General features: G+C 47.0%; 11 protein-coding genes and 1 tRNA gene. 2 read left to right on the top strand and 10 right to left on the bottom strand.

The window, feature by feature from the left end:
• Nucleotides 1–89: 89 nt before the first annotated feature.
• The 4 genes from QUA43_RS01565 to acsF all read right to left on the bottom strand — a co-directional run bounded on the left by QUA43_RS01565 (nucleotide 90) and on the right by acsF (nucleotide 4,260).
• A complete protein-coding gene (locus QUA43_RS01565) occupies nucleotides 90–920 on the bottom strand; it encodes a fatty acid desaturase (protein ID WP_333370435.1) in 831 nt (276 codons plus the stop codon).
• 9 nt (nucleotides 921–929) lie between these two features.
• The gene (hemN, locus tag QUA43_RS01560) at nucleotides 930–2,339 is read right to left on the bottom strand and encodes an oxygen-independent coproporphyrinogen III oxidase (protein WP_333370433.1); all 1,410 of its coding nucleotides are present in this window, start codon (nucleotides 2,337–2,339) and stop codon (nucleotides 930–932) included.
• 86 nt (nucleotides 2,340–2,425) lie between these two features.
• On the bottom strand, nucleotides 2,426–3,175 hold the full coding sequence (locus tag QUA43_RS01555; protein WP_333370684.1) for a heme oxygenase (biliverdin-producing): 750 nt from the start codon (nucleotides 3,173–3,175) through the stop codon (nucleotides 2,426–2,428).
• A gap of 8 nt (nucleotides 3,176–3,183) precedes the next feature.
• A complete protein-coding gene (acsF, locus tag QUA43_RS01550; RefSeq protein ID WP_333370431.1) occupies nucleotides 3,184–4,260 on the bottom strand; it encodes a magnesium-protoporphyrin IX monomethyl ester (oxidative) cyclase in 1,077 nt (358 codons plus the stop codon).
• Nucleotides 4,261–4,449: 189 nt separating this feature from the next.
• On the opposite strand from acsF, the gene QUA43_RS01545 reads away from it, so the two are divergent.
• Nucleotides 4,450–4,851 (top strand): helix-turn-helix domain-containing protein, encoded by a 402-nt coding sequence (locus QUA43_RS01545; protein WP_333370429.1) that lies wholly within the window; start codon nucleotides 4,450–4,452, stop codon nucleotides 4,849–4,851.
• Between the two features lie 111 nt (nucleotides 4,852–4,962).
• Here the strand turns inward: QUA43_RS01545 and QUA43_RS01540 are convergent, their stop codons facing one another.
• The 3 genes from QUA43_RS01540 to gcvH form a co-directional block, all read right to left on the bottom strand.
• Complete coding sequence (locus QUA43_RS01540; RefSeq protein WP_333370427.1) at nucleotides 4,963–6,651, bottom strand: glycoside hydrolase family 44 protein; 1,689 nt, start codon at nucleotides 6,649–6,651, stop codon at nucleotides 4,963–4,965.
• A gap of 165 nt (nucleotides 6,652–6,816) precedes the next feature.
• Nucleotides 6,817–9,735 carry an aminomethyl-transferring glycine dehydrogenase gene (gene gcvP / locus QUA43_RS01535; protein ID WP_445301940.1) on the bottom strand — a complete coding sequence of 973 codons (2,919 nt, stop codon included), beginning with the start codon at nucleotides 9,733–9,735 and terminating at the stop codon, nucleotides 6,817–6,819.
• Nucleotides 9,736–10,158: 423 nt separating this feature from the next.
• A complete protein-coding gene (gene gcvH, locus QUA43_RS01530) occupies nucleotides 10,159–10,545 on the bottom strand; it encodes a glycine cleavage system protein GcvH (RefSeq protein ID WP_333370426.1) in 387 nt (128 codons plus the stop codon).
• A gap of 59 nt (nucleotides 10,546–10,604) precedes the next feature.
• On the opposite strand from gcvH, the gene QUA43_RS01525 reads away from it, so the two are divergent.
• The gene (locus QUA43_RS01525; protein WP_333370424.1) at nucleotides 10,605–11,438 is read left to right on the top strand and encodes an alpha/beta hydrolase; all 834 of its coding nucleotides are present in this window, start codon (nucleotides 10,605–10,607) and stop codon (nucleotides 11,436–11,438) included.
• A gap of 121 nt (nucleotides 11,439–11,559) precedes the next feature.
• On the opposite strand, the gene gcvT is transcribed toward QUA43_RS01525, so the two are convergent.
• The 3 genes from gcvT to QUA43_RS01510 form a co-directional block, all read right to left on the bottom strand.
• A complete protein-coding gene (gene gcvT / locus QUA43_RS01520; RefSeq protein ID WP_333370422.1) occupies nucleotides 11,560–12,711 on the bottom strand; it encodes a glycine cleavage system aminomethyltransferase GcvT in 1,152 nt (383 codons plus the stop codon).
• A gap of 193 nt (nucleotides 12,712–12,904) precedes the next feature.
• Nucleotides 12,905–12,977: transfer RNA gene (locus QUA43_RS01515), tRNA-Ala, on the bottom strand.
• 152 nt (nucleotides 12,978–13,129) lie between these two features.
• The gene (locus tag QUA43_RS01510) at nucleotides 13,130–13,333 is read right to left on the bottom strand and encodes a hypothetical protein (protein ID WP_333085722.1); all 204 of its coding nucleotides are present in this window, start codon (nucleotides 13,331–13,333) and stop codon (nucleotides 13,130–13,132) included.
• Nucleotides 13,334–13,612 lie beyond the last annotated feature (279 nt).

Genomic DNA, 13,612 nt, shown 5'->3' with positions numbered 1-13,612 from the left:
GGTTTCTCTGAAAATCGTCGCTATTCCTTTGAGATATTGACGCAGAAACCGGGTTTTTGACTTCGCGTGCGTCCAGGAATTTTCTGATTCTAAGGTGTACTATTTTGAGTCGGTGGCATCACCACTTTTTGGGCAATACCCAATCTCTTTAACAGCCAAATTGCCCACCAGGTCGGATCGTATTCCCACCAGCGCCAGCCTGCTTTGGCAACGTTAGGATGGGCGTGGTGGTTATTGTGCCAACCTTCGCCATAGGTGAGAATCGCCGCCCACCAAAGATTGCGGGAGTTGTCCTTTGTGTCAAAGGTACGGTATCCCCACAGGTGAGTGACCGAGTTAATAAACCAAGTGCTATGCCAGAGCAAAACAGCTCGGACAAACATTCCCCAGATCACAAATGACCATCCCCCTAGTGCATACAGCAGTATCCCCAAGGGGATTTGCAGCAGCAAAAAGTTGCGATTCAGCCAGCAATAAAATCGATCGCGTGTCAGATCGGGGGCAAACCGCTGGTACTGTTCATAATCAAAGAATTCTGAATGCGGGTAGAAAATCCACAACATATGGCTCCACCAGAACCCCCGACGGGCTGAGTAAGGATCTTTATCGACATCCTCGGTATAGGCGTGGTGTAGCCGATGACCCGCAACCCAGAAAATTGGCCCTCCTTGTAGAGCAAAGGCACCAATCAGGGCGATCGCATATTCCAGCAATTTAGGAACCTGAAAACTGCGATGGCTCAATAGGCGGTGATAGCCCAAACAAATGCCAATACTGCCAAATAACCAGTGCAAAAAGATAGTCATACCCAGGGCAGACCAGGAGAAGAACCAAGGTGCTAAAAATGCGATGGCATGAATTGTGGTGAAAAAGAATACCGCAGTCCAATCCAGCGGATATCGAGTCGGAGTTGTTTGCATTACAAAATTTCAAATGGCTTTGGAAAAGGTTTTGGTTGTACGATCGCCTGTACGATCGCCGAGGTAAGCATCAAACACGGATGCAATATTGCGAATCAGCAATCGCCCGATCGCAGTTACTTCAATGCCATCCCCCCAACGTTTGATTAACCCATCGGCTTCTAAGGGATCGAGTTTGGGAAGTTCCTGGGCGAAATAGTCATTGAAATCGAGATCGAATCCGAGATGGTATTTTTCTTCCAAATCTTGCACCGACAGTTGGAATTGACACATCAATTCCATGATTACTGTGCGCCGAATCAGATCGTCCTGGTTGAGTCGAACGCCTTTTTCAATCGGTAATTCACCCGCATCGATCGCCCGATAAAAGTCTTTTAATCCCTTGTGGTTTTGGGTATATACATCCTGCAACATACTGATGGAAGTCATGCCAAAGCCCAACAGATCTGATTCGGGCTTGGTTGTATACCCCTGAAAATTGCGATGGAGTTGACCCGCTTGTTGGGCGATCGCCAGTTCATCATTCGGCTTGGCAAAGTGATCCATGCCAATAAACACATAGCCATTTTGCGTCAGTTGGGCGATCGTACTTTGCATAATTTTCAGCTTTTCGCCCGCAGTCGGCAAAGCAGATTCCGGCATTCGTTTCTGAATCGGTTTGATCCAGGGAACATAGGCAAAATTAAAGACGGCAATGCGATCGGGATTTAATTGCAAGGTCTTCTTTACTGTTTCTTGGAATGTGGCTTGTGTCTGGAAAGGTAAGCCGTAAATCAAATCTACATTGACACTTTCAAACCCTGCTTCCCGAATCCAATCCATTACATTAAACAACATCGCTTCGGGCTGCACCCGATTGATTGCTTCCTGCACGATGGGATTAAAATCCTGAATACCAAAGCTAATCCGATTGAAGCCTAATTGTCGAAGAAATAGAATGTATTCGCGATCGATATAGCTAGGATTGATTTCGATCGATATTTCTGCTGCTGCATCAAAACTAAAATAATGATTGAACTGATTCCAGAGAAACTCTACCTGAGTGCGATCGAGATAATTGGGAGTGCCACCGCCCCAGTGCAACTGATGCACCAGTCGATCGGCATCCACCAAACTGGCAACTTGGTGAATTTGGCGAGCGAGATAGCCTAAATAGGGTTCTGCTAACTCCTTGCGCTGGGTGATGATGGTATTGCAGCCGCAGAAATAACAGGGCGTTTCACAAAACGGAATGTGGCAGTAAAGCGATAAGGGGGTTTGTTTGTGATTGCCGACGGCGATCGCGGTTTTAAATGCGTTGCGATCGAAGTCAGTAGTTAATTCAGTGGCGGGTGGATAGCTGGTATAGCGGGGTACAGGCTGGTTGTATGTATTCAACAATCCAGCATCAAATTCAACCGTTTGTGATAACTGTTTCATTAACTAATGTGTCCTTCTGTTGTTGTGTAAGTTCAGAGCCCCGGCATATTTTAGAGATACGATCGATCTTGTTTTCCTTGGGCACTCTATTTCGCCACAGATTCTCGCTGGGCACCATGAGAGTGGCGTTCTGTGCTGCCGGGGCGATCTTGCCGAGTCAGCAAATCAAAGGTATGGTCTCCGATCGCAGCTTTTACATCGGCTTCGAGTTCGTGCATCACCTCCCGGTTGAGGGCAAATGCCGTATTTGCTTCGGCGACAATTCGCTCGATCGTGTCAGCATCCACCGGAAACTCATCAAAGGTTTGGCGATAGCGTTCCTTAAATACTCGCCTTGCTTCTGGTGTCGAGATTTGGGAAAATTCATAGAAATTTGTTCCTAGATCCGGCGGCAGAGACAACGCCGATCGAATCACCTTTTTCAAGCTTTGTCCGCCGGATAAATCACCCATGTAGCGGGTGTAGGCATGGGCAATCAGCAGGACTGGATCGGTTTTTGAGAGGGTTTGAATGCGATCGCGATACACAGAACCCGCTGGCGAAGCCGTAATTTCCTTCCGCCAATTTTCACCGTAATAAAAAGCTAGATCGCCAGCCAGATTCTCAACGCGATTTAACTCAGGGAAATAGAGACTCCCGATAATCGGGTGGTTGACATGGTTCTGCAAAGCCGTTTCTAGGGCGCTGTAAACAAAGTACAAATCGGCAAATAGTTTACGCAAAGGTTCCCGTTCCACAATGCCTTTGAGAAAGCATTTCATAAATGCCGTATTTTCGGCTGTGGTGTGGGATTGCATCGTGCCTTCTCGGAGGCGTGTCGATAGATTAGTCATGATCTTATCTCCTAATTAATCGCGGTTCTGGACGTTTCAGCATTAATCGATGGCAGTAAATAAAGGCGCAACAACTGCCACACAATCACAGCAATCCAGGGTAATTTTTGGCAAAATTTGATAGCGGCAGGGCGCTGGTTACTGGAGATTTCTGCTAGCTTCTGATTGGCGATCGCACATCGATCCAAACGGGGAAAGAATTCTGGATGGTGGGTATCTAAAATACTGGGAAACGCCCGTTTTGCCGTTTCATTGGTGTGATGAATCACCTGCTTGTTATATTCCTGGGGGTCGATCCCGATCGAGTCATAAAATGTGGAGCGTTCCAACACCGTCATTGTGTGGGTGGCAAACACCGTCAGAAGGAAAAAGCGCGCCCAGAGTCTTGCCTTCCAGCTATTCCAAAGCTTAGGCTGCGATCGCAACAATGCCTTAAAGAAATCCCCATGCCGATTTTCGTCTTGGCACCAATTCTCGAAGTAGCGAAACAGGGGATAAATTTGATGTTCTGGATGTTGTTCGAGATGGCGATACACCAAAATATAGCGCCAGTAGCCAATCTTTTCCGACAGATAAACAGTATAAATTACCCATTCTGGAGGGAAGAATGTGTAGGTACGATTTTTTGTTAAATAGCCCAGATCCAGAGACAACCCAAAATCCGTCATCGCCTTATTCAAGAAACCAGCATGACGCGCTTCATCCCGTGCCAGTAAGCTAAAGGCTTCCGATAACAACGGTTGGCGATTCTTAAGTTTGCGGGAAAGTTCTTTGAACAACAGAAAACCCGAAAATTCTGAGGTACAGGAGCGCTCTAGAAAGTCAATAAATGCCTTTCGCGTTTCGCCATCAATGTTGTCCCAGGATTGCTCAAACTCCTGATTGCGGACAAAATGGTGGCGGTTATAATCCGCGCGCAATTCTGCTACAACTGCTTCTAATTCCGCTTGTTGCCCGGACAGATCCATTTCGGCAACGGCATCAAAATTGGTGGTGTAAAAGCGGGGTGTTAACAGGGTTTCTTGAACAGGTGCTTTAATGCCGGATGGCAAACCAGCAGACTCCGATTTACTAATTGAACTGACCATAGGAGTGGAGAGTGGATTGTTCGGAATTGATGACTGTGCACCACATTGCCTTAATCCGCGATCGCCCACAAGTCAGTTACCAGTGGTATCCTATAGTTACTTGAGGTAAAGCATTGAAGCCAATAGGACGCTTGAGCCATTTCTAAAGAAATATGGAAATTATTGTGAAGGCAACTGTGAAGGGAGTTTATGGTGGAAGCAAGTCAGTGCGTAGAGGTTAAATGTCCGATTCAATTTGTGCTAGATTTGTTGGACAATAAATGGTCAATTTTGGTTCTACGCGAACTGTTTGGAGGCGCGAGGCGTCCCCACGAATTACTCGCGGCACTTCCTGGCATCAGCACCAAAACCCTCACCCAACGCCTACGAGAGTTGGAATCTCAAGGGTTAGTCGATCGGCGTGTTTATGCCGAGATTCCGCCCCGTGTAGAATATTCCCTCACGCCCAAGGGTCGCCAAATTCAACCAGTGATGGCAGCCCTGCATCAAGTAGGATCGCAGTGGCTGGGACAGGAGAGTTGTATTTGTCCACTAACACACTCAAATGCTGAGGACGATCGCATGAACGCTTCAGGTCTAATTTCAGATTAAAATGTCAGAATTATTCATCTCTCTCTTCTCTTCCTCAGTGTCAAGAGCGTCCTCTGCGGTTTAATTATTTCGGTTCTGGCGCGGAATTCCCGTCTGTTAAGTTAAGTCCCCCTAAGAATTAGCCTTGGGAATAGCCACCAAAGTCATAGAATTAGCTGGGTAAGTTGCCTGGAATCCAGTATCACTGACACCTAAATCGCTCTGACGGACGATCGCCTGCAAATTCGCTTCGCTGTAAGTGTAAACTTGAGCTTTATCCGCCGGTTTAAATCCTTTCAAACTCAAGTTGCTGGTCAAATTTTGGCTAGTTTTATTAATAATTACCAGCGTCAGAGTACCATCACTGCTGCGATCGGCTGCGTAGATTGACAAAAGTCCCCGATCTGTGCTATCCGAACGCACCCATGTATCCCCATACTTACCGCCTTTTCCGTCGTAATTCATGTACATTCGGAAGGCATAAGCACCCGGTTCCGAGGACTTTGGAGGCCCCCAAAGCGTGGCTAAATCCAGTTGTTCCCGCCCAAAAATCCCCAGTACATCGGCTTGAGTTAACGCCCCATTCATTGACTCCAAACCGCCCCAATTGTATTCAGTAATTGCAACCTTTGTACCTGGATAATCCTGTTTTACCCACTCTCGAAACCGAGGGATAATTGTTAGTGGCGGATTGTATTTACCAATCCAACTTTCATCAGTATAGGTAGCATCCCAGAGAGAACGAGTCGATCGCAGCCGCAGCGCTTGGGTGTTGGCATCGCCGGCGGGACAATTGGCCAAACAGGTATCGTCCGCCGCAGGATAGTAGTGTTCGTCAAAATAATCGAGAATCCGAACACCTTTTTGCTGTTCGTAAGCGCGCATTTGCTGCAAGTACCACCGCGCAAACCAGACACCGCCGTGTTTTTCGCGATCGCCTTTTACGAGAGAATCCACATATACAGGCCAGGCAAAATCCGACGGGCCGAGTACCTTAGCAGTGGGATCTGTAGCTTTTACCATTGAGGCATATTGATAAGTGCGATCGCGCAATTCCTCGTAACTCGTCGCTTCTGGATGAACATCGCGGTGAGTATTTCCCCAGCCGCTTGGTTCGTTGTCCATTTGGTAAATTTGCACGCCGCCGTTAGCAGCAGTACCGTGAGTTTTAACTAAGTGTTCAACCCAAGGTTTTTGAAATTCTGGATTGCTAGTAATACTGACATCAAGGCGATTGTTATCAGTTATCAAAGTGCCGTCGGGACGCTTACCATTGCCGCACTTATCGCCTTCTGGAAAAATGTAGGGGTTTGTTTTTTCTTGCGGGCCGTATTTGGCTACTCTAAAGCCGCAGTTCCAAGTGCTAAATTTATTTACATAGCCAATCATTGGAATTGTAACGATGCTTTTGCTGCCGTTTTGGCGGTTGGTTTGGACAATTTTATCTATAGAATCGCCGGGAACAGGATTTTTATTGTCGCCGCCACCCACGAAAAAGAAGTCATCGCCGTTGTTGGAAGAATCGACTAACCAGTTGTAGCGGCTGGTGTGATTAGCCCCCCAGCGTTCCACTGGAATTCGCAACTCTTGGGCGAGTGTGGGATCGATCGCATAATCATTCATACCATAGATGTCGGGACTGATGGGATGTCGATCTGCTGTAACGTCTACAGATAAGGTGGGATTGGCTGTTTGGGCGATCGCCATTTTAAGGTAAGCTGTTGTTGCCACTACCCCCAAAGCAGCCAACCAACCTAACAATAATAGGATAATCCAACGCGATTTATTTTCGGGAGCCAACCACAAAAATCGTCTATTCATTTTTTATTTTTCCTGGGATGTTTGGATTTTTGTATTACATTGTTTTCGCCGCGTTTATCTAGTTTGATAAGCTGTTATACATTTAAACTTTATTTTTTGGGCGGGCTAGAAGCACCCCACAAGAGTATATGCGTAAGGTGCCCATTGCCACCCGGAGAGACTTATTTAACCTTGACTATAAGCCTCCATTGGTAAACAAGAACAGACAAAATTGCGATCGCCAAACGCATTATCTATCCTGCCCACCGCCGGCCAAAACTTATGTTCGCGAGTCCAAGGGGCCGGATAAGCCGCTTGCGCGCGAGTATAAGGACGGTTCCACTCATCAACCATCAGAGATTCTGCGGTGTGCGGCGCATTTTTCAAGACATTATTGTGCGCGTCAACATTACCTTTTTCAATCTCCGCAATTTCGCCTCGAATCGCAATCATCGCATCGCAAAAACGGTCTAATTCCTGCTTCGATTCGCTTTCCGTCGGTTCCACCATTACCGTACCAGCAACCGGCCAAGAAACCGTCGGCGCGTGATAGCCGTAATCCATCAACCGTTTAGCGATATCTTCCACTTCAATAGCCGCAGATTTTTTGAGCGATCGCAAATCCAGAATACACTCGTGCGCCACCAAGCCAGCTTTCCCTTTGTACAAAACGGGATAATAAGATTGTAACCGTTTTGCCATGTAATTAGCATTAAGAATTGCTACTTTTGTTGCCTCAGTTAAACCCCATCCTCCCATCATCCGAATGTACATCCAAGAAATCGTCAAAATGCTAGCACTTCCCCAAGGCGCTGCGGAAACAGCACCAACTGATATTTGTTGACTGTTAACTGTTGACTGTTGACTGTTAACTGTTGACTGTTGACTGTTAAGAATAGAATGACTGGGCAAAAATTCTACCAAATGAGACATTACCCCAATCGGCCCCATTCCCGGCCCGCCGCCGCCGTGGGGAATACAGAAAGTTTTGTGCAAATTCAAGTGACAAACATCAGCACCAAAATCACCGGGGCGGCACAAACCAACTTGAGCATTCATATTTGCGCCGTCCATATAAACTTGTCCGCCGCAGTTGTGGACAATCTCGCAAATCTCTTTAATTTCTTCCTCAAAAACGCCGTGCGTAGATGGATATGTCACCATCAACGCCGCCAGTTCATTTTTGTGCTTCTCGGCTTTTTTATGTAAATCTGCGACATCAATATTGCCCTGGGAATCGCACTCGACAGCAACTACTTTCATCCCCGCCATCACCGCGCTAGCCGGATTTGTACCGTGGGCTGACTGGGGAATCAAACAGATATTTCGGTGAGATTCGCCTCGGTGTTCGTGGTATTGGCGAATAACTAACAAACCCGCGTATTCGCCTTGGGAACCGGCGTTTGGCTGCAAAGAAATTCCCGCAAAACCGGTGATTTCTGCCAGCCACTGTTCTAGTTGCACGAACATCTTTTGATAGCCGCGAGTTTGATCGCGGGGTGCAAAGGGATGTATCTTGCCAAATTCTGCCCAAGTCACCGGCATCATCTCTGCTGTGGCATTCAATTTCATGGTGCAAGAACCCAAGGGAATCATCGATGTATTTAGCGATAAATCCTTGGCTTCTAAACGGTGCAAATAGCGCAAAAGTTCAGTTTCCGAATGGTAGCTGTTGAAAACTGGATGGCCGAGATAGCTGCTGGTACGATCGCAAAAATCGGGTAACGTCAAATAGGAATTCAATGCGTCGGCATCCAGCGGAATGTTGAGAGCATTCTGCCCGTCTGCCCTGATATAATCTTTATTCTGTGCAAAAATTTCCCACAACTCTTGCACATCTTCAACGCTGACAGTTTCATCTAAAGTGATTCCCACTGTCGAATCATCGAAAACTCGGAGATTAATTTTGCGAACTTTAACAGCTTCTAGAAGTTCTGACAGGGGTTTGTCTCCCAATTCTACCCGCAAAGTATCGAAGAAAGGTTGAGAACCAATTTTGTATCCGAAACTTCTTAAACCGGATGCCAAAAGTGCTGTTAAACTCCATACTTTCTCAGCAATGTCTTTCAGTCCAGACGGGCCGTGATAAACAGCATACATACTCGCCATCACTGCCAGCAAAACTTGAGCAGTACAAATATTGCTAGTTGCTTTTTCGCGGCGGATGTGCTGTTCGCGAGTTTGCAAGGCCAAACGTAAAGCAGATTTGCCGTTGGCATCTTTAGAAACGCCGACAATTCTCCCGGGAACTTGCCGTTTAAACTCTTCTCGGGTGGCGAAATAGGCTGCGTGGGGCCCTCCGAATCCCATCGGCACTCCGAAGCGCTGAGTGCTTCCTACGGCTATATCCGCGCCGAATTCGCCGGGGGGTGTGAGCAAGCACAGGCTCAAAATATCGGCGGCGACTGTGACTAATGCGCCGACTTCGTGTGCCGATCGAATAAAATCGCTATAGTCGTAAATTGCGCCGTCTGTGGCGGGGTATTGCAGGAGAGCGCCGAAGATTGTACGATCGAACTCAAAGCTTTGATGGTCGCCGACAATTACCTCAATTCCCAACGGCTTAGCGCGAGTTTGCACAACTTCCACAGTTTGAGGGTGGCAATCTTGGGAAACAAAAAACGCTTTTGCCTTATTTTTGCTGGCGCCGTAACTCACCGCCATCGCTTCCGCCGCCGCAGTCCCTTCATCCAGCAAGGAAGCGTTGGCAATTTCCAAACCCGTGAGGTCAATTATCATGGTTTGGAAGTTCAGTAAAGCTTCCAATCGCCCTTGAGCAATTTCGGCTTGGTAGGGAGTGTAAGCTGTATACCAGCCCGGATTTTCTAGGATATTCCGCTGGATGACGGGGGGAGTTATGCAGTCGTGATATCCTGTGCCGATGTACGATCGAAATACCTGATTTTTTGTTGCAATTTCTTTCAATTCTGCCAAAGCGCTATACTCGCTTTGCGCTGCGGGAAGTTGTAAGGGTTGAGAAATGCGAATCGCCGCTGGAACCGTTTTGTCAATCAACTCATCGAGGCTGGAAAGGCCCAAAACATCGAGCATTTCCTGGATTTCGCTGGGCTTAGGGCCAATGTGCCGGCCCGCAAAACCATTTATAGGGGAAAGGTTTTGCTGCTGGTTGGGTTCAAGTTGAGGGCTGTAGAGTACCAAGGCGGATTCTCCTGAATAGACTTTTGCTTCTTTGTTTGTAACATTTTGCAAAGGAAGAAGGGGAGATTTTCTCTGTCTATCAAACTCCGACAGTCCGACAGTCCGACAGGGGTTTCAACCCCTGTCTCATAGCTAAAGTCGTCTGAAGACGACTGTAGATTAAGGTCGGTGGTTGAAACCGCTGTCGAGAGTCAAACGAAGTCTGCCGTACCGGACAAACGAGATAAAGGGGGTATTTAAGCCGGATTTGGTATTTCAGTCGTCTTTAGACGACTTGTGCTATTAGCCAGGGGTTTCAACCCCTGGCGGATTGTGGAGGAATCAACGAGCCCTACGGCCAAATTCCCACTCAAAACTCCCAACTCAAAACTACTCGCCTTCCACCATTTTGCTGTACGCCGCGGCCGATAAAGCGTTATCGAGTTCGCTGGGATTGTCAACGCGGACTTTCAGCAGCCACCCAGCGCCATAGGGGTCGTCGGCCAAATCTTCGGGAGACTCTACAATCTGATCGTTGCGCTCTACAACTGTACCGGTAACGGGTGCGTATAAGGTTTCAACGGCTTTGACTGACTCGACTGTACCGAAACTTTGGTCCTTTTCCAGCGTGGCACCGACTTCTAGCAAATCTATAAACACGATATCGCCGAGTTGGTTAAGTGCATAGGTAGTAATGCCGATCGTGGCTATGTCGCCTTCGAGTCGGATGTATTCGTGGCTGTCTAGGTATTTCAAGTCATCTGGGTATTCTGCCATGTCTTTTCTCGCAATAAAAAAGTATTAGTTAAATCTTATTCAACTATGAGCCTTTAGTAATGACTAAGTGGAACAGGAAAAATATTAAACGCTTGCTTTTCGGAGAATTTTCTGTCAAACGACTTATGCGCTCTATAATTTTTATTTACGCATTTCTGTGTTTTTACGGTTTCTTTTTTTCAGAACGGCTAATTTTTCAACCTCCCCCATCTAGTCAGAGTGAGAACAGGGAAGTTATCAAAGTTAGCTCAGCTAATGGCGTGAAAATTTCTACTGTTCATTTTCCTAACCCGCAAGCTAAATATACCATACTTTACAGTCACGGGAATGCGGAAGACTTGGACGGCATTTTGTGGCTACTCAAAGAGATTCGAGATAGCGGTTTTGCTGTGTTTGCCTATGATTATCAAGGTTACGGCACGAGTCAGGGAAATCCTTCTGAGTATAATACTTATCGTGATATTGATGCTGCTTACAATTATTTAACCCAACAGTTGGGAGTACCTGCAAACCAAATTATTCTTTACGGCCGTTCTGTGGGCGGTGGGCCGGCAATTGATTTGGCTTCCCGGCAAAAAGTCGGCGGTTTGGTGGTTGAAAGTTCCTTTGTTTCGGCTTTTCGGGTGTTGACGCGGATTCCGATTTTACCCTTTGACAAGTTTGTGAATATTGATAAGATTGGCAAAGTTCGATCGCCTGTTTTGGTGATTCATGGTAAGGCTGATGAGGTGGTGCATTTTTGGCATGGAGAGCAGTTGTTTGCCACCGCCAACGAGCCGAAAGTGAATTTTTGGGTTGATGGGGCCGGTCATAATGATTTGATGGATGTGGCGGGCGATCGCTATGCTGCAACTTTGCGAAAATTTGCTAAGCTAGTAGATGAGTCTTCTTGACCATAATTATGAGCAACGGGCTAGAAGCCCGTTCCACAACAACACATACACTTATACTTTATTGTGGGGAGTAGGGGTTGGGCTTCTAGCCCGCCCCTGCATTAATGCTCAACTACTTAATTTAATTTGGTCGGTTTGGCGATCGATAAAATGGTTTTTTCACCACATTAGCCGGATAGTTTTTCCCGCGAATTTCGATTTCTAATTGCTGACCGATTTTCGCTAATTTTGCGGGAACAAATGCGAGGGCTACTGGCCGATTCAAAGTAGGCGATAATGTACCGCTAGTAACTTCTCCTACTGTTTCGCCTTCAAATATTACCGGATAGCCGTGGCGCGCAATGTGCCGCCCCTGCATTTCTAGCCCTACCAACCGCTTCGATACTCCACTCGCTTTTTGCTGTTCCAAAACCTCACGCCCAATAAAATCGCCTTTGGTGTCGAGGTGAACAACCCAACCCAATCCAGCCTCTAAAGGCGTGATATTGTCGTCGATATCTTGACCGTAAAGAGCCATTGCTGCTTCTAAACGCAAGGTATCTCTCGCACCCAAACCGCAGGGTACAACGCCAGCAGCTAACAATTTTTGCCACAGTTGTTTTCCTACTTCGGCATCCACCATGATTTCAAACCCATCTTCGCCAGTGTAACCAGTTCTCGCGATAAAACTCGGTTGTCCCAACAGATTTGTTTCTAAGTGGCCGAAAGCCTTAATTGGTGCGAGGTTGTCTTCTACAAAAGGCTGGAGATATTTGAGAGATTCTGGCCCTTGAATCGCAATTAAAACTTTATCTTCGGAGATGTCTGTAAAACATAGTTCGCTCAATTCTAAGTGCGTGGTTATCCAGGCTTTGTCGGCGAGGCGAGTGGCGGCGTTGACAATGATTACTGCACGTTCTTCGTTAGTGATAGCATCGGGTTCTTGGCAGTAGAAAATAATGTCGTCTAAGATGCAGCCTTGGGCATTTAGCAAGACTGTATATTGAGCTTGACCGGGTTGCAAGCGGCTCAAGTCTGAGGGTACTAAGGGTTGAAATTTTTCTATTAATTGTTTCCCTCTTAAACAAAATTTCCCCATGTGGGAAATGTCGAACATTCCTGCTTGCTGGCGTACTGCTTGGTGTTCGCTGCTGATGCCTGCGTACTGCACCGCCATCTCCCACCCGGAAAAGGGCACCATCCGGGCTTTGAGTTCTAATGATAGGTCGTACAGAGGCGTGCGGGCAAGTTGGCTCGGACTCTCTGGATTGTTGGGTTCAGTTGACTTTGCCACAGGTAGCGCTTTGGTTGCGGGTAGACTGTTTTGATTTTACGGGAAAATTGCTTTTCAGGGTGTGTAGCGCGATCGAATTTAACGACGCGGCAATGCTGTTTCCCTACGACTAAGTACACGGCGATGAGGAAAGGGCAGTGCGGTTTCCCTACGAGTAAGGGTACACGAGTAATTTATCCCTAATCTTGATTTATGGAGAATAGCGGGCTCGAACCGCTGACCCCTACAATGCCATTGTAGTGCTCTACCAACTGAGCTAATTCCCCTTTCTTTTCGCGCTCTCAATCATGCCTTAACTGACCAATATTTGTCAAGCTTTTTGGGGAAATTAGTTTTGAGCCTTCGGCTGGCAAGGCTTTCGGCTTTTTTTCACAAAACTCTCCTCGCTTCTGGACAACGGTCAATCGCCTACTATCATTTAGTAAGTGTGTTGGGATATTTCGGTTAAATGGCTCAAACAAGAGCCCATGAGAAAGTAGACGACTAGCAGAGCGGCGGCTGAGACCGCAACTAGGGTGCCGGCTAGCATTAGTGAAAATTCCCGTTGCGCGATCGCCTCTTGCATCAAGTGCAAAGACCAGGCAACGAGGGCAACGTCAATTATTAAAATAGGAACCAGCATAAGTTACGATTTGTAACAGCTCACCTATTGTAACAAAACTTTTGGTTAAGTGCAGATAAGCTCACCTGTATTTAACTTTTGCTGTAAAACCCGGAGGGAGCAGCGGAAAGCGAGTGAGAAAAAATTATAGCTTTTGGTGATAATTACAATATGCAAAGTTAATGAGAGCTAGCTCAGCTTTAGGGGGCGGTTGTGCGATCGAAGCGGGCGATTCGCGGACTTTTTTGAGGGGGTAGGGTGCGTTAGCGAAGCCCGCCCCTACGGGGGCTACGCCAACGA

This window comes from Microcoleus sp. N9_B4 (assembly GCF_036701635.1).
Classification (GTDB): Bacteria; Cyanobacteriota; Cyanobacteriia; order Cyanobacteriales; family Microcoleaceae; genus Microcoleus.
This window is presented reverse-complemented; position numbering and strand designations above follow the sequence as displayed.

Excerpts from the sequence above, each read along its gene's own strand:
- QUA43_RS01525 (WP_333370424.1), top strand. The coding sequence starts at position 10,605 with ATGACTAAGTGGAACAGGAAAAATATTAAACGCTTGCTTTTCGGAGAA.
- QUA43_RS01540 (WP_333370427.1), bottom strand. The coding sequence starts at position 6,651 with ATGAATAGACGATTTTTGTGGTTGGCTCCCGAAAATAAATCGCGTTGG.
- hemN (WP_333370433.1), bottom strand. The coding sequence starts at position 2,339 with ATGAAACAGTTATCACAAACGGTTGAATTTGATGCTGGATTGTTGAAT.
- gcvH (WP_333370426.1), bottom strand. The coding sequence starts at position 10,545 with ATGGCAGAATACCCAGATGACTTGAAATACCTAGACAGCCACGAATAC.
- QUA43_RS01510 (WP_333085722.1), bottom strand. The coding sequence starts at position 13,333 with ATGCTGGTTCCTATTTTAATAATTGACGTTGCCCTCGTTGCCTGGTCT.
- QUA43_RS01565 (WP_333370435.1), bottom strand. The coding sequence starts at position 920 with ATGCAAACAACTCCGACTCGATATCCGCTGGATTGGACTGCGGTATTC.
- QUA43_RS01545 (WP_333370429.1), top strand. The coding sequence starts at position 4,450 with ATGGTGGAAGCAAGTCAGTGCGTAGAGGTTAAATGTCCGATTCAATTT.
- acsF (WP_333370431.1), bottom strand. The coding sequence starts at position 4,260 with ATGGTCAGTTCAATTAGTAAATCGGAGTCTGCTGGTTTGCCATCCGGC.